The 17,146-nt window shown below is 38.3% G+C and carries 20 protein-coding genes and 1 riboswitch; of the genes, 19 read left to right on the top strand and 1 reads right to left on the bottom strand.

The genetic code is table 11. The features are described 5' to 3' along the window. Positions 1–399 precede the first annotated feature (399 nt). The 15 genes from AC6F34_RS05575 (at position 400) to AC6F34_RS05505 (ending at position 12,910) form a co-directional block, all read left to right on the top strand. Positions 400–540: a YrzI family small protein gene (locus AC6F34_RS05575; RefSeq protein WP_500769776.1), complete on the top strand. Its 141-nt coding sequence runs from the start codon at positions 400–402 to the stop codon at positions 538–540. 648 nt (positions 541–1,188) lie between these two features. Then, positions 1,189–1,722: a DinB family protein gene (locus tag AC6F34_RS05570; protein ID WP_500769774.1), complete on the top strand. Its 534-nt coding sequence runs from the start codon at positions 1,189–1,191 to the stop codon at positions 1,720–1,722. A 107-nt stretch (positions 1,723–1,829) separates the two neighbouring features. Then, positions 1,830–2,546 (top strand): GntR family transcriptional regulator, encoded by a 717-nt coding sequence (locus AC6F34_RS05565; protein ID WP_500769772.1) that lies wholly within the window; start codon positions 1,830–1,832, stop codon positions 2,544–2,546. A 149-nt stretch (positions 2,547–2,695) separates the two neighbouring features. Further along, positions 2,696–3,121 carry a phosphonate C-P lyase system protein PhnG gene (gene phnG, locus AC6F34_RS05560; protein ID WP_500769770.1) on the top strand — a complete coding sequence of 142 codons (426 nt, stop codon included), beginning with the start codon at positions 2,696–2,698 and terminating at the stop codon, positions 3,119–3,121. A 15-nt stretch (positions 3,122–3,136) separates the two neighbouring features. After that, positions 3,137–3,742, top strand: a complete 606-nt coding sequence (gene phnH / locus AC6F34_RS05555) for a phosphonate C-P lyase system protein PhnH (protein WP_500769768.1) — start codon at positions 3,137–3,139, stop codon at positions 3,740–3,742. Beyond that, entirely contained in the window at positions 3,730–4,842 is a 1,113-nt protein-coding gene (locus AC6F34_RS05550) for a carbon-phosphorus lyase complex subunit PhnI (protein ID WP_500769766.1), read from the top strand. The genes phnH and AC6F34_RS05550 overlap by 13 nt, the downstream gene beginning before the upstream one ends. Beyond that, the gene (locus AC6F34_RS05545; RefSeq protein ID WP_500769764.1) at positions 4,832–5,698 is read left to right on the top strand and encodes an alpha-D-ribose 1-methylphosphonate 5-phosphate C-P-lyase PhnJ; all 867 of its coding nucleotides are present in this window, start codon (positions 4,832–4,834) and stop codon (positions 5,696–5,698) included. The genes AC6F34_RS05550 and AC6F34_RS05545 overlap by 11 nt, the downstream gene beginning before the upstream one ends. After that, positions 5,691–6,530 carry an ATP-binding cassette domain-containing protein gene (locus tag AC6F34_RS05540; RefSeq protein WP_500769762.1) on the top strand — a complete coding sequence of 280 codons (840 nt, stop codon included), beginning with the start codon at positions 5,691–5,693 and terminating at the stop codon, positions 6,528–6,530. Before AC6F34_RS05545 ends, AC6F34_RS05540 begins: the two co-directional genes overlap by 8 nt. Before the next feature lie 12 nt (positions 6,531–6,542). Next, complete coding sequence (phnM, locus tag AC6F34_RS05535) at positions 6,543–7,745, top strand: phosphonate metabolism protein PhnM (RefSeq protein ID WP_500769760.1); 1,203 nt, start codon at positions 6,543–6,545, stop codon at positions 7,743–7,745. A 3-nt stretch (positions 7,746–7,748) separates the two neighbouring features. Further along, positions 7,749–8,447, top strand: coding sequence for a phosphonate C-P lyase system protein PhnL (locus AC6F34_RS05530; protein ID WP_500769758.1), 699 nt, complete (start codon positions 7,749–7,751; stop codon positions 8,445–8,447). A 9-nt stretch (positions 8,448–8,456) separates the two neighbouring features. Further along, positions 8,457–9,269, top strand: a complete 813-nt coding sequence (locus tag AC6F34_RS05525; RefSeq protein ID WP_500769756.1) for a PHP domain-containing protein — start codon at positions 8,457–8,459, stop codon at positions 9,267–9,269. Positions 9,270–9,430: 161 nt separating this feature from the next. Next, positions 9,431–10,465, top strand: a complete 1,035-nt coding sequence (locus tag AC6F34_RS05520; RefSeq protein ID WP_500769754.1) for a PhnD/SsuA/transferrin family substrate-binding protein — start codon at positions 9,431–9,433, stop codon at positions 10,463–10,465. A 34-nt stretch (positions 10,466–10,499) separates the two neighbouring features. Next, a complete protein-coding gene (gene phnC, locus AC6F34_RS05515) occupies positions 10,500–11,264 on the top strand; it encodes a phosphonate ABC transporter ATP-binding protein (protein ID WP_500769752.1) in 765 nt (254 codons plus the stop codon). A gap of 15 nt (positions 11,265–11,279) precedes the next feature. After that, positions 11,280–12,065 carry a phosphonate ABC transporter, permease protein PhnE gene (phnE, locus tag AC6F34_RS05510; protein WP_500769750.1) on the top strand — a complete coding sequence of 262 codons (786 nt, stop codon included), beginning with the start codon at positions 11,280–11,282 and terminating at the stop codon, positions 12,063–12,065. Beyond that, complete coding sequence (locus tag AC6F34_RS05505) at positions 12,065–12,910, top strand: ABC transporter permease subunit (protein WP_500769748.1); 846 nt, start codon at positions 12,065–12,067, stop codon at positions 12,908–12,910. Before phnE ends, AC6F34_RS05505 begins: the two co-directional genes overlap by 1 nt. A 74-nt stretch (positions 12,911–12,984) precedes the next feature. Here the strand turns inward: AC6F34_RS05505 and AC6F34_RS05500 are convergent, their stop codons facing one another. Next, positions 12,985–13,464, bottom strand: a complete 480-nt coding sequence (locus AC6F34_RS05500; RefSeq protein WP_500769746.1) for a PPC domain-containing DNA-binding protein — start codon at positions 13,462–13,464, stop codon at positions 12,985–12,987. Between the two features lie 138 nt (positions 13,465–13,602). After that, a riboswitch (SAM riboswitch) is annotated at positions 13,603–13,711 on the top strand. 82 nt (positions 13,712–13,793) lie between these two features. Here AC6F34_RS05500 and AC6F34_RS05495 point away from each other — a divergent pair. From AC6F34_RS05495 to AC6F34_RS05480, 4 genes are read left to right on the top strand one after another with little or no spacing between them, the layout of a single operon-like run. Beyond that, positions 13,794–14,606 (top strand): MetQ/NlpA family ABC transporter substrate-binding protein, encoded by an 813-nt coding sequence (locus AC6F34_RS05495; RefSeq protein ID WP_500769744.1) that lies wholly within the window; start codon positions 13,794–13,796, stop codon positions 14,604–14,606. 58 nt (positions 14,607–14,664) lie between these two features. Beyond that, positions 14,665–15,678, top strand: coding sequence for a methionine ABC transporter ATP-binding protein (locus tag AC6F34_RS05490; protein ID WP_500769742.1), 1,014 nt, complete (start codon positions 14,665–14,667; stop codon positions 15,676–15,678). Between the two features lie 3 nt (positions 15,679–15,681). Further along, entirely contained in the window at positions 15,682–16,353 is a 672-nt protein-coding gene (locus AC6F34_RS05485) for a methionine ABC transporter permease (RefSeq protein ID WP_500769740.1), read from the top strand. 13 nt (positions 16,354–16,366) lie between these two features. Next, the gene (locus AC6F34_RS05480; protein WP_500769737.1) at positions 16,367–17,140 is read left to right on the top strand and encodes an enoyl-CoA hydratase/isomerase family protein; all 774 of its coding nucleotides are present in this window, start codon (positions 16,367–16,369) and stop codon (positions 17,138–17,140) included. Positions 17,141–17,146 lie beyond the last annotated feature (6 nt).

The raw sequence follows: 17,146 nt of genomic DNA, 5'->3' as shown, positions 1-17,146 counted from the left end.
ATCAAGAGCATTTCAATTACTTTTAAAAATGAATATTTTTACAAAACGAATTCGACCGACTTTGGAATGGGTTTCTTTACTTAATTGCACCTATTAAATCCATGCCGTAGGGAGAATCGTGCCCTGCGGCATTTTTGTGTCCAATTTTACCGCAGCGGGTTTTCCCTGCGGTTTTTTGTTTGAGAGAATTCTTAAACTATTGGATATCATTATTGGTGCATGAAGGCTCTTAATTAGATTAGCTGTTAGGCGCGATTTCGAAAGGAAAAATAACGGCTGAAATTCCTGGAGGAAGTGTTTTATTCCAATGGAGTTGAAGCGTTGCCTGTAAAAAGTGTCCGCCAGCAAGGATAATCTAAAATGAACATTAGTCGTATTTTTTTAAAGGGAGGTGAGATTATGACACTCAATATTTTATTTTTAACGATTACGATTCAAAAGCGTACACGTACAAGTGAAGAATGGCATCGTGAAGAAATCGTAACCAAACTGATGGAGGAAAACAAGAATCGTCAGTTTACAATGTATAAAATGTTTTAATTGTAAAAAATTCGTTGATGAAAGGTGGAGTTAACATGTTGATTATTGTGCAAAGAAGAAGGTTTATCTTCTGGGTGGAGAAAGATTCTACCTAACAAGTACAGACGTTAGGAGTGAAGTTATGTTTTTACATCATCTTCTACTGTATGATATTTGTCATAAAGTTTGGAAAATGATTAACAAAATGTTCATAAATCACAAAAGAGGATAAGGGTGAAACATGGTACATTTAAAGCAACAATAGATGATTAAGGAGTGTATGCCATGTTCTCCATCGTAATCGGATTAGTCATTTGTGGAACAATTGGATTGATCATTGGTTCTGAAGTAACAACAGTAGAAAATTAGAAGCAAAGAGCAAACAAGTTGGGAATCATTTCCTTAATGTTTGCTCTTTTTTTATAGTTAAGAATATTCTAGAACTCACTCCAAATATAATTCATAGTACTCTGGTTTCTTTTTGTAGTGAAGAACGTTTTCTAATCAAAGTTCTACAGAAGTCACAATTTCTTAAGGTTTGTATGAGAGTCTTGCCAACATTGCTAACCGATCTGGTAATATAGGATTGTCGGTAAGGCAATTTTGCTTTTTATAGAAAAATGATTGATCATAATAGATAATTATAAGTGGAGAGGGAGGTAATAATCTATGACTTTTCAATTGAACGAGGCTATCGAAATTTTGGAGCGTACTCCTAAAACAGTAGAATCATTATTGATGGGATTGTCCTCTGGATGGCTATTGAGCAATGAAGGAGAAGGAACATGGAACTCGGTAGAAGTAGTTCAGCATATGATTGAAGCAGAAAGAACGAACTGGATGCCGAGACTAGAGTTCATTTTAGCTGAAGGTGAAGAAAAACCATTTCCCGCTTTTGACCGATTTGCCCATTTACAGAAAGGCAATACAGAAATGAATGATGAGATTAACTTATTTAAAGAGTTGCGGACTCAAAATTTACGGAAGCTCATACAATTGCTTGATGTGGATGAAAAGCTTGAATATAAGGGATACCATCCTGCGTTTGGTACAGTGAAAGTAAAAGAACTTGTATCTACATGGGCAGTTCATGATTTAACTCACCTTTCTCAGATTGTTCGCGTTTTGTCTGAGAGATACCGGCACAATGTCGGACCGTGGGCTGAGTATTTAAGCGTGCTCAAGAAATCGAATGATACTTGAGTATTGAAAGATACTTAAGTAAAGCTTATTTTGCTTAAAGAAGCAGGAATACGTAGAATAACAGAGAATAAGTACTGGTAGTTGCTTTGTACAGAGGAGGCATACCATTGTCAACTGAGAAAGAAGCATGGATTATTGACGACATTCTCCAAATGATTATGAATCAGCAACTTTTACCTGGAGAAAAGCTTCCTTCGGAAAACAAGTTAGCGGATCATTATAATGTTCCACGCATGACTGTCCGGAAAGCACTGACTCAACTTGAGCGAAGGGGTTTTATATATGCTGAAAAAGGAAAAGGTCGTTATCTAAAGGAGACAACGACTCCCATAAAGCTACACTTAACTGGAAAGGAAAGCTTTACAGATAAGATGAGGGAAGCAGGACATCTTTTATATACTCAGAATATAATATGTGAACAAATTCCTTTTCAAAAAAATATATATGAGGCATTGCAAGCACATAGAAGTGAATCGATCTACCAAATAGCAAGGGTTCGACACTTAAATGGGGAGCCGATCGCGATTCACCGTTCGTTTGTCAGGGAGCAAACCTTCCCTAATATAAAATCCGACGGTCCGAATATTGAATCAATGTTTGCATATTACCGAAAACATTTTTATGAAGATTTTACGAGTAGTACAGCGTTGCTAAGTGTTACATTCCCTACCATGGATGAACAAGAAATGTTTGCAATTGACACGAATATTCCACTTTTAATGGTTGAAAGCAATTGCATTGATACAAATACTGAGAAGGTTTTAGAATATACGAAAATTTTATATCGAAGTGATAAGTTTAAATATGATTTAACGGTTAACTAACCTCTACCCTTTCATAAACGGGTAGAGGTTTTTTTGTTGTTTAGATTTTGTAAAAAGGAAGTAAATGGATTTACACAATGTTAGTAAACCCTTAACATTCATTGACTTGGCGCCAAGTTATGATGAAAGAGCAAAGGGGAGTGAAGAGGATGAATAGGCGAAGAAGGACGAGAATTCTTATCGATGGAGATCAAAAACTTGCCAAGAGGTTAGCGGAAGAGATCATGGCAAAGTATGAATGGAAAGAATTCATTTCTCCACGATACGGGCTAACAATGATCAAAATGAGAGAAACTGCTCAAAACTCGCTTTTTTACATTGGAGAAGTACTTATAACTGAAGCAAAAGTAATCATCAATGGTCATATCGGGATCGGAATCGTAGCAGGTATGGAAGATGAGCTTTCTCTACACCTAGCGATCATTGATGCATCATTCGGATCAAATCTTCCTGAAACACTAGTATGGTTGCCCTTACTTGAAGATTCCGAAAGGGAGCTTAACACTAGGAAGATTCAACAACAAGCAATGAACTTACATACAAAAGTTGATTTTGAAACGATGGATGTCAATTGAAAAGGAGTTGTCAAAATGAAGATTGATTATGTACATGATACCCAACAGGTTTTTAGGCAGATATTGTCCTCTATGTCTAGGCCAGGCACAATTATTGATTTAGATGTTCAATCCAAAGGGATTGGTCATTCTCCATTATCAGAATCAATGTGGATAACGCTAATCACTTTGCTTGATTCTGAAGTAACCTTCCATGTGTTAGGGTCTGATCATTTAAATAGATCGAAACAAATTACAGCTTATACTCTGGCTCAGCCAGCTTCAATCGAAGAAGCAGACTTTATTATTGCATTGCATCAAAGTGAGATGACTGACCTTATCGATAGAGTTAAACGGTGCAAAAAAGGAACATTGCTCGATCCACAGGCATCTGCGACTCTGCTAATTGAAGTAGAGCAATTAACAACAGGTAAAGAAATCCGTCTAACAGGTCCAGGAATCGAATCGGAAGTTAATATTATAACAAATATTCCAATTGAATTATGGGAAGCACGTCAAGAACGAATAGATGAATATCCACTCGGGATTGACCTTATTCTTACAGATTCTCATGGAAAGCTTACAGCAATTCCTCGTACAACGGCAATCACAGCACTGGGGGGTAGACAATGGGTTATGTAGCTGTAAAAGGAGGCACAAAAGCAATAGAAGCTTCCATTGAGAAGCTTCAATATGAAAGGTTGAAGCACCTAGAAATAATTGAGGTAAATACAATATTAGCAACAATGCGCCCATTAATTGATCAAGTCATGTCTGAAAGCAGTTTGTATGCTCCATTTTTAGCAGCGTTAGCTGTTAAGCAAGCTGGAGGAAATATGGAGGAGGCTGTGTTTCTTCTTAGAGCCCATCGTTCTACACTACCTAGGCTTTACTATAGTGAGGTCGTTGAGACGAGCGAGATGTTCGTTGAAAGGAGAATTTCAGCAAGCTTCAAAGATATACCTGGTGGGCAATTGCTTGGTATGACAACAGATTATACACATAGACTTTTAGATTTTCATTTACTTACAGAATCACTATCCAAGAATCTGGAATGGTTGCAAAAATATGAAAGCCATTTTTCCTCCTTAAAAAGTAAGGAGCAGCTTGAGCATTACCCAAAAGTGGTGGATTATTTGCGGCAAGAAGGGTTATTTCCTACCTACAACAGAAATAATGAAGAGCCGTTTGATTTGACAAAGCGCAGCATTGTTTTCCCTGCACCAAGAAGTGCGCGATTGCAAACACTGACTAGGGGACAAACGGGTGCGGTTATTTCACTAGGATATGCATCTCTTAGAGGGTATGGTCAAGTGCATCCAACTGTTGGTGAGCTACGAGTTGGAAACATTCCAATCCACTTACCCCATCCGACTGAAAAACTTTCAAGCAATGAGGAAGATTACTACATCGGTGAAGTGAAAATGACTGAAGTTGAGTCGTTTGTTCCAATTCATAAGAACGATGAGACTGGTGAACAGACACTTCAATTTGAAGTTGGATATGGCATTTGTTATGGACAAAATGAAACAAAAGCAATCGCAATGAGCATTCTCGATCAGTGTTTAGAGCACCCTGAAGTTGACTTCCCTACACATGATGAAGAGTTTGTATTATTGCATGTCGATTCAGTTGAATCAAATGGATTTATATCTCACTTGAAACTGCCGCATTATGTAACATTTCAATCGAAGCTTGATCGTGCTCGAAAGGTGAAAGGAGAGGGAGACCGTGAAGTTTGAACATCATTTTGCATTTTTTGATGAAGGATCAAAAAAAGAAATCAGACGTGCGATATTGAAGGCTATTGCTATCCCTGGGTATCAAGTTCCCTTTGCATCAAGGGAGATGCCAATAGGACGTGGTTGGGGGACAGGTGGATTACAAATAACGTTATCCTTGATTGGAAAAGAAGACACATTGAAAGTAATTGATCAAGGTGCCGATGAATCTGTCAATGCGGTTAGTATAAAAAAGCTTGTACAGATGACAACGGGTGTTGAACTAACAGACCGAGTGGAAGAGGCTACAATTATCCAATCTCGACATCGTATTCCAGAAGTACCACTTTCAAAAGATCAAATTCTAGTCCTTCAAGTTCCAACACCAGAGCCGTTGCGTGCTGTAGAGGCTCGGGAAGCAAAGACGAAACTCTTACATGCAGAGGAGGAGTATAGTGGTGCATGGCTCCTGTTATTTGAACAAATCATGAAATATGGGATGACAGCAACCGGTGCTGACCATCCTGTATATGTAAACGAACGCTATGTAATGGCTCCTAGCCCAATCCCGCGTTTTGATAATCCGAAAATGAATCACTCAGAAGCTTTAATCTTGCTAGGAGCTGGTAGAGAGAAAAAGATTTATGCGGTTCCTCCTTATACGACTGTTCAATCTTTAGCATTTGATGACTATCCGTTTTCAGTTGAATCATTTGAAAATAAACAATGTCGACTTTGTGGGGCTAATAATGTTTTTCTAGATGAATTATTAGATGATCAAACAGCAGAGACGGTTTATCAATGCAATGATACGAGCAATTGTTTAGATAGACTAAACCATCCAGAAGGAGTGGAGGTGAAGAAAAGCTATGCATGAACTTCCGTTATTATCTGCACGTAACCTACATAAGCAATACGGCACTGGCTGTGTAAGCTGCAGTGATGCATCGAGCAGGTATCTTGAAAAAAATTACTGTCCTAAGTGTAAAACAGTATATGCAATACAGGATGTATCCTTTGATTTATATGCTGGTGAAATAGTAGGGATCGTAGGAGAGAGTGGCAGTGGGAAATCGACCTTAATGCAGGCGCTATACTATGACACAGATGTGACAGCAGGAGAGGTATATTTGGATACTGACCGTTGGAAGGGGATCAATATCATGGATATTTCCTCACAGCAGAAACGAGCAATTCGTAACCATCAATATGGAATGGTGTACCAAAATCCAGTTCGAGGATTAAAGATGGATTTAGCATCAATCAGCAATATTGCAGAAAAAGCAATTGCTGCAGGTGAACGTCATGTTGGCAAAATAGTAGGAACAGGGTCAGATTTACTAGAGCATGTAAAAATCCCTCTTGATCGCATGAAGGATGCTCCCCGTAACTTTTCTGGTGGAATGCAACAGCGTGTGCAAATAGCAAAGGCATTAGCGAATAATCCACCGATTCTTTTTTTAGACGAGATCACCACAGGACTTGATTTATCTGTGCAGGCAAACGTGCTTGATCTAATTAAACAGATTCAAAGGGAGCTAGGTATTAGCATGCTTGTTGTATCCCATGATTTAGCTGTTATCAAAATGTTATGTGATCGCTCAGTCGTTATGTTAAATGGATCGATCATTGAAGAAGGGTTAACGGATCAATTATTTGAAGATCCTCAGCACGAATACACACAACAGCTTGTTTACTCATTGTTATAAGGAGGCGGTAATATGTTTATTATTCACAATGGAAAAGTTGTTACAGAAACAGAAATTTTACCTGCATCAGCAGTAGTTGTTGAAGAAGATAGAATTAATAGGATCATAGATGAAGAAGAAATATTTTTATATCCCCAGGCAGAGTTAATTGATGCGAATGGCGGTTATATTGCTCCAGGATTTATAGACATTCACTCAGATTTTATTGAGGGAATTGTATCACCAAGACCAACTGCACTTATTGATGTTGATGTTAGTTTAAGAGAAGCAGAAAAAATGTTAATAGGCAATGGAATTACGACAATATTTCATTCTCTATCCTTCTATCGTGAAGATGTATTTAGCCATAAACCAATGAGAATTCCTGAGAACGTTCAAAAAATAGTGGACGCGATTTATAAAATTCATAACAAGCCCCACTTAATTCGTCACCGACTTCATGCTCGGTTTGAAATCGATAATCTTAATGAAATTAACCGCTTGCTGAATAATATTGCGGATGGCAAGGTGCACCTATTATCCTTTATGGATCATACTCCTGGTCAGGGACAATATCGCAGCTTAGAAGTCTATCGAGACACATTGCGTGGATATCGTGATGTATCAAATGAAGAGCTAGACTCAATCATTTCTGATCGCCAAAATAGCATCGTCATGTCAGAAAAGCAAATGAAGGAAATTGCAGATTTTGCAAGAGAACGAGGAATTGCAGTTGCCTCCCATGATGATGATCATCTACAAAAACTTGACTTTGTTAAGGCGATTGGAACAAGTATTAGTGAGTTTCCAATCACACTTGACGTAGCAAAAGCCGCAAGAGATAAAGGGCTAAAAACGATTGTCGGTGCTCCAAACATCATTCTTGGAGGCTCTCATTCTGGGAATCTTTCGGCAATCGAGGCAATTACGAATGATTGTGCAGATATAATTTGCAGTGATTATTATCCTTCTGCTTTATTACATGCAGTGTTTACATTACATGAGAAACATGGACAAGATTTAGTAAAAACGTTCAAAATGGTCACACTTCACCCGGCACAAGCAGTTAATATGGATCGGGATATTGGTTCGATTATGTCTGGGAAAAAAGCGGACATCATTGTCATTGAAAGGCTTGAAGATGGTTATCCAATGATTACGAAGACAATGGTAAATGGAAAATTAATGACTCAAACGAACTATCGAACAAATGTATTTGCAGAGGAAGTGAGATAGAAGGTGAAGGTTCTAACAATTGAAAATTTCGGGAAATCATTTGCTATCTCCTATTTAGGGAAAAAAATAGATGCAATCAGCAAGCTATCATTTTCTGTTGAAGAAGGAGAATTTGTTGGAATCATTGGGAAGAGTGGCAGCGGAAAATCCACCATTTTAAAAAGCATTTATCGTACATATTTACCAGATCGCGGCAGCATGATCTATCATTCTGAGAAGTTCGGATTGATTGATTTAATGAAAGCAACCGAACGCGAGATGATCTATTTGCGAAAGCATGAAATGGGGTATGTGTCTCAATTTTTACACGTTGTACCACGAACGACTTGCCTACAACTTGTTGTTCAATCTTTGCTAGAAATGGGCAAGGATGAAGTGGAAGCAAATGAGGAAGCTGTGAAGGTGCTGCAACATTTTGAGCTTGATCGTACACTATGGGATGCCTATCCAAACACGTTTTCTGGGGGAGAAAAGCTGCGGCTCAACATTGCGATGGCTGCTGTGAAGAAGCCAAGGTTGCTTCTATTAGATGAACCGACCGCAAGCCTTGATGATTCTTCAAAAATTAAAGTGAGAGAAATGATCGAAAAGCTTAAAAGCGATGGGACAACCTTGATCGGTATCTTTCATGACTTAGAGTTTATGGAAGGGCTTTGCGACAAAGTGTATGACATGCAAGAAAGGAAAATTGAAAAGAGGTGAATCCCTTAAATGAGGGCTGATTTGCACGTCCATAGTCATTATTCCGATGGATCTGATTCCATTCAAGCTTTAATGAGGCAAGCAAAAGAAAAAGATGTGACTCATATTAGCATTGTTGACCATGATACTGTCAGTGGTCAACATGAAGCAATAAAGTGTGGGAAGGAATATGGAATAGTAGTCATACCTGGAATTGAAATCTCCGCATTTGATTTTAAGAGGAATCGAAAAGTCCATATTCTAGGCTATCATTACAGACTAGAAGCACCCAATATTAAAAAGCTTTGCAATGATCTTCTAGATAGGCGGCATCGTCATTCTTTAGGTCAGCTTGAAGAGATTGCAAGAGTTGGCTACAAGATTAATAGAGACGCAGTTTTACAAACAGCCTCACGAAGTGGGGTTGTGTATAAGCAACATATAATGGCTCATTTAACCGAGGCACACTATATGTCACCACTTTATCACAATCTCTATAAATCTCTATTTAAAGGAATGGGACCAGCTTCAGGAGATATTGTCTATGTAGACGCTTTCGAAGCTGTGAAGGCGATCAATGCTGATGGTGGAATAGCGGTTGTGGCACATCCAGGTCAGCTAGATTCCTATGAAATGATTCCGGAGTTAATTGAAGTTGGATTAAGAGGGATTGAGCGTAATCATCCTGATCATACCGATGAAGATCATTATAAAATTGAATATTTGTGTGAGAAATATGAGCTATTCATGACCGGTGGATCTGATTATCATGGCAAGTATGGAAGAAGCAATGGGATAGGTGAAGTGTTAAGTCCTAATCAAAGTGTAAATGTGATTTATTAGTTTTGTTAAGAGATGGTAAATTTTACTAGGTTAAGTGCCTGTTTATGGTTTAATGAAGATGAAATGAAAAGGAGGTGCTCTCTGTTAAAGTAGTGATTCTGCATTTTAGTTGTTCAAGTAGTGGAAGTTTCAATGAATAAATAAAAAGGAGCTAACGAACGATGAAAACAAAGTGGTTAATCCTAGCTTTACTAGTTTGTATAACGATATTGGCAGGATGTTCAGGCAGTAGTGCTGGTGGAGCAGGAAAAGGAGATGACATCATTGATATTGTCTGGTATCCGAATGAATCAGGCTCTGATATGAAATCATCGCGTGATGAGATTGGAAATGTAATCTCGGAGACGTTAGGAAAAGAAGTAAAACACCATTTAACTACAGATTATGCAATTGCAATTGAGACGCTTGTTAATGAAAATGCAGAACTTGCTTTTATGGGAGCACAAGGCTATATTGAGGCAAAAAATCGAAATGAAGCATTGCAACCTATTGTTGTCCCATCTGGAGTATCAGGAAGTTTAGATGATGCTGTTTACTATAGTTGGATCGCAGTGGAATTGGATAATGAAAACGAGTATAAGGAGAACGGAGAGTTTTCATTAAATACAGTTGAAAATAAGACAATGTCATTCGTTTCTAACAGTTCCACTTCAGGTTTTAAAGTACCTTCATCTGACTTAATCAACCATTTTAGCAAACAAGAAAAATATGCTGATTTGGAAGAAGTTGATTTAATGGAAGGCGGTTCGTTATTCACTCAAGTCTTATTTGGGAATTCACACCAAGGCTCAGCTGTTAATCTATTATCTGGTCGTGCTGATGTTGCTGCATTCTGTGACACTTGTGTAGAAAACTATGTTGAATTAGTAGAAGGTGAAGAGAATCGTCCAGGTTCTATTTATCAAGTGAAAAACGATGCTGCAGAGCCATTTAATACAGTAACAGGTAAAAAATTCATTCTTATAAGTGTAACACCGGTTTTGAATGCTCCTTTCGTAGCGAATCCTGAACTTCTAGGAGAAGAAGCGTTTAATAAATTACAAGAAGCTTTAACTTCAGATGATGTTGCTAATAATGAAGGCATATTTGTGCCGAAGGATAGCGGCAATCCTGGATTATTCTTTAAAAGTGGAGAAGAAAGGTTTGTACCTGCCGAAGATGATTGGTTCAACCCAATTCGTGAACTTTCAAAATAAGGTCTATACAAAAAATGAAAAGGTGTGTTGAATTATGACGTTGCTAGAGGTGAAGGAAGTAAGTAAAGCGTATCAAGAAAATGTAAGTGTACTGAAACATGTTACGTTTACGGCGAATGAAGGAGAGTTTATTTCTGTCATTGGTCCTTCTGGTGCGGGCAAATCTACATTGCTACGTTGTATAAACCGCCTTGTTGAAGTAAGTGATGGAGAGGTCATCTTTGATGGCCAATCTGTCACTCATTTAAAAAGAAAAGAATTGCGTAAAGTGAGAACGAATATCGGGATGGTTTTTCAGCATTATAATCTTGTGCCAAGATTAACGGTTATTGAAAATGTCTTGCATGGAAGATTGGGTTATAAATCAACGATAGCTGGAGTGCTTGGGCGCTTTTCCGAAGAAGAGAAAGAGCACGCGTTTGAGTTATTAAAAAAGCTTGGGATAGAAGATCATGCCTATAAGAGGTGCGATCAGCTATCAGGAGGTCAGCAGCAGCGTGTAGGAATTTGTCGTGCACTTATACAGAAGCCTAAATTGATTTTATGTGACGAGCCAATTGCGTCACTCGATCCAAACGCTTCAAAAATAATCATGGACTATTTGAAATCAATTACGAGTGAAATGGGCATTACATGTATTGTTAATTTGCATCAAGTGGACGTCGCTAAAGAATATTCTAGTAGAATCATCGGTTTAAATAATGGAGAAATGGTTTTTGATGGACCTTCACTTCTCTTGGATCGACATATGATTGAAGGGATATACGGAATGGAAACAAGAGAGCTAATAACGGTGTAAGGGGCATATAAGACTATGAATGAAAGCAATCATAAAAAACGAAAATGGCAAACTGCTATTCTCTTCTTTGTTATCATCGCTGTTACTTATTTTTCTGCCGCAATAACCAATTTTCGTCTCAGTGATAGTATTGCCACGATCCCTGCAGCTTTTCAATGGATATTCGCAAATCTATTGATCACAAGTGAAACACTACAGAAGTTGCCAGGAATTCTAGAGAAACTATTGGAAACAATCTTAATGTCGATCGCAGCAACAACGATTGCAGCAGCAGTTTCATTGTTTTTAGCATGTATGGGATCAAAAACTACGAGTATCAATGGATACTTCAGTTCTCTTGCTAGACTTATCGCATCTATCTCTCGTAATATCCCAGTAGTTGCTTGGGCGCTTATCCTATTAATCTCTTTCGGACAAAACTCTATTACAGGCTTTTTGGCTTTATTTGTAGGGACTGTCGGTTTTTTAACCCGTTCTTTTATTGAATCTATTGATGAAGCAGACCAAGGTGCATGTGAAGCATTAAAGGCTTCAGGAGCTACATACTTTCAGGTTTTTGGGAAAGCGGTTATTCCGCAATCTTTGCCACAACTAATCAGTTGGGTGCTATTCATGATTGAGACAAATATAAGAAGTGCGACACTCGTCGGTATACTGACTGGAACGGGGATTGGTTATGCATTCGACATGTATTACAAGATGCTAGATTATGAAGTGGTCACGCTTATTACATTGACGATCGTAATCGCTGTAATTGCAATTGAATTGGCATCCAATCATATCCGGAAGGTGATTCTGTAATGGAAGCTGTCTACATAAAACGTAATCGTACAGGGAAAATCAGTATAAAAGAAGGCAACAAAGTAAATACAATTATGAACAGTACAATTATTACCCTTTCAATTTTAACGGTTTCTGCGTTCTTCTTCTTTGACTACAGCGGCTTAAAAATAGGAAGTGCGCTGATCGATGCTTTGTATAACTTAAAAGCAATGTTCTTTGAACCACAGCTTAATCATTTTTCGTTGGGCGAGGCTTTTTATCAAGTGGGATTAACATTAGGGCTTGCTGTATTAGCGACTTTACTTGGTGGTGTGATTGCCTTTTTCTTAGCACTCATGTCTGCTGTTAATCTTTCAAAGCCATGGGTTTCAAAAATAATACGAATAGTCGTAGCGTTTATAAGAGCGGTTCCGACGGTTTTATGGGTACTAATTTTCGCCATTGCAGCTGGTTTGGGTAGTGAGGCAGCCATTCTGGGGATGCTTTTTCATTCGATTGCTTATCTAGTGAAAGCTTTCTCTGAAGCGATTGAAGAAGTGGATAAAGGCATATTAGAAGCATTGCGAGCTACAGGTGCAGGGTGGTGGCATATTGTTGTTCATTCAGTTCTTCCAAGCACGTTCACATACATATTATCGTGGACATTCTTGCGGTTTGAAATTAATTTCTCCGTAGCAGTGGCAATGGGAGCAGCAGCAGGTGCAGGTGGAATTGGTTTTGAGCTATTTATGGCATCAGGATTTTACTTTGATTTAAGAGAAGTTGGCTTTATCACATATATGATTTTAGTGACGGCGATTATTCTAGAGTTCGCATCGACACAGCTCAAAAAACGTTATTTCCCCACTACAGGGCAAGGATAATGAGTGACGGACAAGGTGACCTTGTCCGTCTTTTGTATGTCGGTACACATTTCGCAGTGAACCTATGTGAAAGTTTATTTTCCAACAGGATAAAACTGCTTTGTTTCTGTTTCAGCATCGAATTTTCGAAGGAGATCAGCGCCTTGAATCTCCATTAACAGCAAATCAACGGTTAGCACGAGGTTCTCTCCTTTTACTAAATGTCCTCCAAATACTCTCCCGGTTTTATCACACATTGTACCGTGCATATGGGTTTCATACCCTTCATCTGATTGACAGACGATCCCTGTTCCATTTAAAAACTCGATAGGTCCATCAACTTGAACCAATTCACTATAGCCCGCACCGATTTTTGCTTCTGGCTTTGGAAGCAAATAAAAGTACCCTGCTTTTTGGAAGCTCCCAAAGCAGTTGAGAATTGAGGCATACTGGATTTTTTGCTCTTTACAAATTTTCTCAATTTCTGTTTGGAGATCAGCTCCAGCTTTTATTCTTGCTGCAATGACTCTCCCACTCTTTGCTTCTGCGAATTGGGCATGTATGCTATTTATCATCTTTTTCCTCCGTTCCATGTTTTCAACAGTATACAACACTCTTAATATTTTTATAATATTTAATTTGTTGATTATATTGACAATAACCCTTTAATGCTGTAAATTATGAATCAATTACAAAAAATTAAATAACCGCATCTCTTATCAAGAGTAGCTGAGGGACTGGCCCGATGAAGCTCGGCAACCGTTCATGTTTAATGAATAGGTGCTAAATCCTGCAAAACATGCATGTTTTGGAAGATAAGAGAGGAATGACATATGTGGAATTGTATGGAAACCTCTCTTATTTATAAGAGAGGTTTTTTATTTAAAAAACAGGGGGAACTGACATGAAGAAGAAAGTATTAGGGGCAATTTTTTCATTAGGATTATTAGTTGGCTGTGGAAGTGATGATGCAAGTGGCGGTCAATTGAACGAGGAAAAGTTAATTATCGGTGTGACGGCTGGACCACATGAGCAAATTGTAGAAAAAGTAAAGGAAGTAGCAGCTAAAGACGGATTAGAGATTGAGCTAAAAGTCTTTTCTGATTATGTTTTGCCAAATACAGCCCTTTCTGAAAGGGAATTAGACGTTAATAGTTATCAGCATAAACCGTTTTTAGATCAATTCAATGAGGACCATAGTACAGACCTAGTTCCAGTAGGGAAAACGATTTTAAACCCAATGGGTGTGTATTCAGATACCTACACTGATATTAATGATCTTCCAGATGGCGCGAAATTCGGGATTCCAAACGATCCAACAAATGGCTCACGAGCACTATTCATTTTAGAAGAAGCAGGTTTGATTAAACTGAAGGAAGACAAGAAAGAAACAGCTTCCATTTATGATTTAGAAGAAAACGTAAAAAATCTAGAATTTATTGAACTAGACGCTGCGCAAATCCCGAAGCAATTATCTGAGTTAGACGCAGCTGCCATTAATACAAACTTTGCTTTATCTGCAGGGATGAATCCGAAAGAGGATTCGATTCTACTTGAATCAAGTAATTCACCATATGTAAACTTCTTAGTCGTACGTGCTGAAAATGAAAATGATCCAGTTCTCGAAAAACTAAGAAAAGCTTACCAATCTGAAGAAGTGAAGGCATTCATTGAAGAAGAGTTTGGTGGCTCAGTCATTCCAAGCTGGGATGAATAACAACAACTAACCATATGGAGAAATCCATATGGTTCACCTTTTTATGAGGAGTGGAAACATGATTGTTTTAGAAAATGTGTCGAAACGGTTTGTAACAAAAAAAGGAACAGTGGAAGCTGTAAAAGCGGTTAATCTAAACGTAAGTAAGGGAGAAATTCACGGTGTAATCGGGTATAGTGGTGCCGGAAAAAGTACACTTATCCGATGTGTGAATTTACTTGAAGAACCGTCTGAAGGCTCCGTTAAGATTAACGGTGAGGACTTAACGAAATTATCTTCGGATAAACTTCGTGAACGAAGAAAGAAAATCGGGATGATCTTTCAAGGGTTTAATCTTTTAAAAACGGCAACTGTTTATGATAATATCGCGATTCCGTTAAAACTAACAGGCGTTTCAAAGCAAGAAGTTCAAACCCGTGTGGAGAAGTACTTAGATATCGTTGGTCTAACTGATAAAAAAACTGCGTACCCAGCACAGTTATCAGGTGGTCAAAAACAAAGAGTAGCGATCGCAAGAGCACTGTCACAAGAGCCTGAAATCCTGCTTAGTGATGAGGCAACTAGCGCCCTTGATCCAGAAACGACGGAGTCCATCCTTGATTTGCTCTTGAAAATTAACAAGGAATTAGGCATTACGATTTTATTAATTACCCATGAAATGAACGTCATACAAAAAATATGTGACCATGTATACGTAATGGAGGATGGCTCCATTATAGAACAAGGAACAACGATTGAACTGTTCTCAACGCCAAAAGAGGAAACAACGAAAAAGTTTTTAAATACGATTTCACAACGAAAATTAACGCCTTCTGTTATCTCACAATTAAATCTTTCTGGGAAAGTCTCAAGGTTAACCTTCCTTGGTCATTCAACAGGGAAGCCATTGCTTGCGCAAATTGCTCAAAAGTTCACCGTTGAACCCAATATTTTAACGGCAAATATCATTGAGTTAAAAAACGGAATAGTAGGGAATTTGACGGTCCATATTGTTGGGAATTCACATGAAGTTGAAAGCACCTTTCAATTTTTAAAAGAGCAAGGTGTCATCGTAGAGGAATTGGAGGGATAATACATGGAATGGATTATAGAGTTTTTAGATGGAAAATGGCCAATTATTGCAAAAGCCATTGTTGAAACGTTTCAAATGTTGGGAGTTGCTCTCTTCTTCTCAATCCTTATTGGGATTCCGCTAGGTGTATTAATTGTTTTAACTAGACCAAATCAGGCGTTTGCGAATAAATTCGTGTATCAATTATTGAATATATTAATCAACATCATTCGTTCTATTCCATTTATTATCTTATTATTTTTTATGCTTCCTTTCACAAAGTTTATTATAGGAACGACGATTGGCGTAAAAGGTGTAATCGTTCCATTAGTCGTTTATACAGCTCCATATTTAGCTAGATTAATAGAGTCCGCACTATTAGAGGTAGATAGAGGAGTTGTTGAAGCATATAAAGCCATGGGCATAAAAACGAGCCAAATTATATGGAATGTACTGCTTCGTGAAGCAAGACCTTCGATGATTCTTGGATTAACGATTGCAACGATTGGCTTAATTGGAGCAACAGCTATGGCAGGTCTTGTCGGTGCAGGAGGATTAGGTGATCTTGCCTATCGCTACGGCCATCTGCGTTATGAAGAGGACATCATGTATGTCACAGTATTCATCTTAATTGTCATCGTTCAAAGCATACAATCTATCGGAAATCGCTTAGCAGCGTACTTGAAAAAAGATTAGAAGGAGAATGGATATGTCACTTCTAAAATTAACGAAGGAAGGTAGAGTCGCAACACTCATTATCGACCGCCCAGAAAAGAAAAATGCTTTTAATTTGAGCATGTTTCAAAAGCTTTCGAACCTATTAACTGAGTTAGAGAAAGATGAAGAAGTAAAGGTCGTCATTGTTCGTGGTGTTGACAAAAATGCCTTTAGCTCTGGTGCCGATATCAGTGAGTTTTTAGAAAATCGCCATTCAGCAGAAAAGGCCAAGGTTTACAATGATACAGCTTTACACGCTGTCAATAAATTACACACATTTCCAAAACCTACAATCGCTCACATTGAAGGGCTAGCAATCGGTGGTGGACTTGAGCTCGCACTTGCTTGCGATTTTCGCTTTGCAACACCAAATAGTTTAGTAGGGATTACCGCTGCGAAGCTTGGGATCATTTACAATCTATCAAGTACAAAGAGACTATTGGATGTTGTAGGTCCTTCAAATACGAAGGAGATGCTTTATACAGGGAAGGTGATGAAGTCGACAGAAGGCAAGGAGATCGGACTAATTGATTTTCTTGTTGAAGCCGAGCTTATTGAAGCAGAAGTAACAGCGTTTGCACAGCAATTAGCATCTAGATCACTTGTCGCACTAGCTGGTACTAAAGAGGTTATTCATGCGGTAGTAGACGGAGCAACTGCGGAAGATGAACATATAGAGCAGCTCATCTTACAATCATTTGCCTCTGATGATTACGAAGAGGGCATACAAGCATTTTTACAAAAAAGATCGCCACAGTTTAAATAGGAAGAG

Source organism: Niallia sp. CD-39, from assembly GCF_059874745.1.
The sequence above is the reverse complement of the archived record's forward strand: the minus strand, read 5'-3'. Positions and strand labels throughout refer to the sequence as shown.

What these genes read in the sequence shown, in the direction of transcription:
- AC6F34_RS05550 (WP_500769766.1), top strand. Translation starts at nt 3,730, where the DNA reads ATGGGTTATGTAGCTGTAAAAGGAGGCACAAAAGCAATAGAAGCTTCC.
- AC6F34_RS05485 (WP_500769740.1), top strand. Translation starts at nt 15,682, where the DNA reads ATGGAATGGATTATAGAGTTTTTAGATGGAAAATGGCCAATTATTGCA.
- AC6F34_RS05500 (WP_500769746.1), bottom strand. Translation starts at nt 13,464, where the DNA reads ATGATAAATAGCATACATGCCCAATTCGCAGAAGCAAAGAGTGGGAGA.
- phnM (WP_500769760.1), top strand. Translation starts at nt 6,543, where the DNA reads ATGTTTATTATTCACAATGGAAAAGTTGTTACAGAAACAGAAATTTTA.
- AC6F34_RS05570 (WP_500769774.1), top strand. Translation starts at nt 1,189, where the DNA reads ATGACTTTTCAATTGAACGAGGCTATCGAAATTTTGGAGCGTACTCCT.
- AC6F34_RS05520 (WP_500769754.1), top strand. Translation starts at nt 9,431, where the DNA reads ATGAAAACAAAGTGGTTAATCCTAGCTTTACTAGTTTGTATAACGATA.
- AC6F34_RS05525 (WP_500769756.1), top strand. Translation starts at nt 8,457, where the DNA reads ATGAGGGCTGATTTGCACGTCCATAGTCATTATTCCGATGGATCTGAT.
- phnC (WP_500769752.1), top strand. Translation starts at nt 10,500, where the DNA reads ATGACGTTGCTAGAGGTGAAGGAAGTAAGTAAAGCGTATCAAGAAAAT.
- phnH (WP_500769768.1), top strand. Translation starts at nt 3,137, where the DNA reads ATGAAGATTGATTATGTACATGATACCCAACAGGTTTTTAGGCAGATA.
- phnE (WP_500769750.1), top strand. Translation starts at nt 11,280, where the DNA reads ATGAATGAAAGCAATCATAAAAAACGAAAATGGCAAACTGCTATTCTC.
- AC6F34_RS05495 (WP_500769744.1), top strand. Translation starts at nt 13,794, where the DNA reads ATGAAGAAGAAAGTATTAGGGGCAATTTTTTCATTAGGATTATTAGTT.
- AC6F34_RS05540 (WP_500769762.1), top strand. Translation starts at nt 5,691, where the DNA reads ATGCATGAACTTCCGTTATTATCTGCACGTAACCTACATAAGCAATAC.
- AC6F34_RS05490 (WP_500769742.1), top strand. Translation starts at nt 14,665, where the DNA reads ATGATTGTTTTAGAAAATGTGTCGAAACGGTTTGTAACAAAAAAAGGA.
- phnG (WP_500769770.1), top strand. Translation starts at nt 2,696, where the DNA reads ATGAATAGGCGAAGAAGGACGAGAATTCTTATCGATGGAGATCAAAAA.
- AC6F34_RS05480 (WP_500769737.1), top strand. Translation starts at nt 16,367, where the DNA reads ATGTCACTTCTAAAATTAACGAAGGAAGGTAGAGTCGCAACACTCATT.
- AC6F34_RS05575 (WP_500769776.1), top strand. Translation starts at nt 400, where the DNA reads ATGACACTCAATATTTTATTTTTAACGATTACGATTCAAAAGCGTACA.
- AC6F34_RS05505 (WP_500769748.1), top strand. Translation starts at nt 12,065, where the DNA reads ATGGAAGCTGTCTACATAAAACGTAATCGTACAGGGAAAATCAGTATA.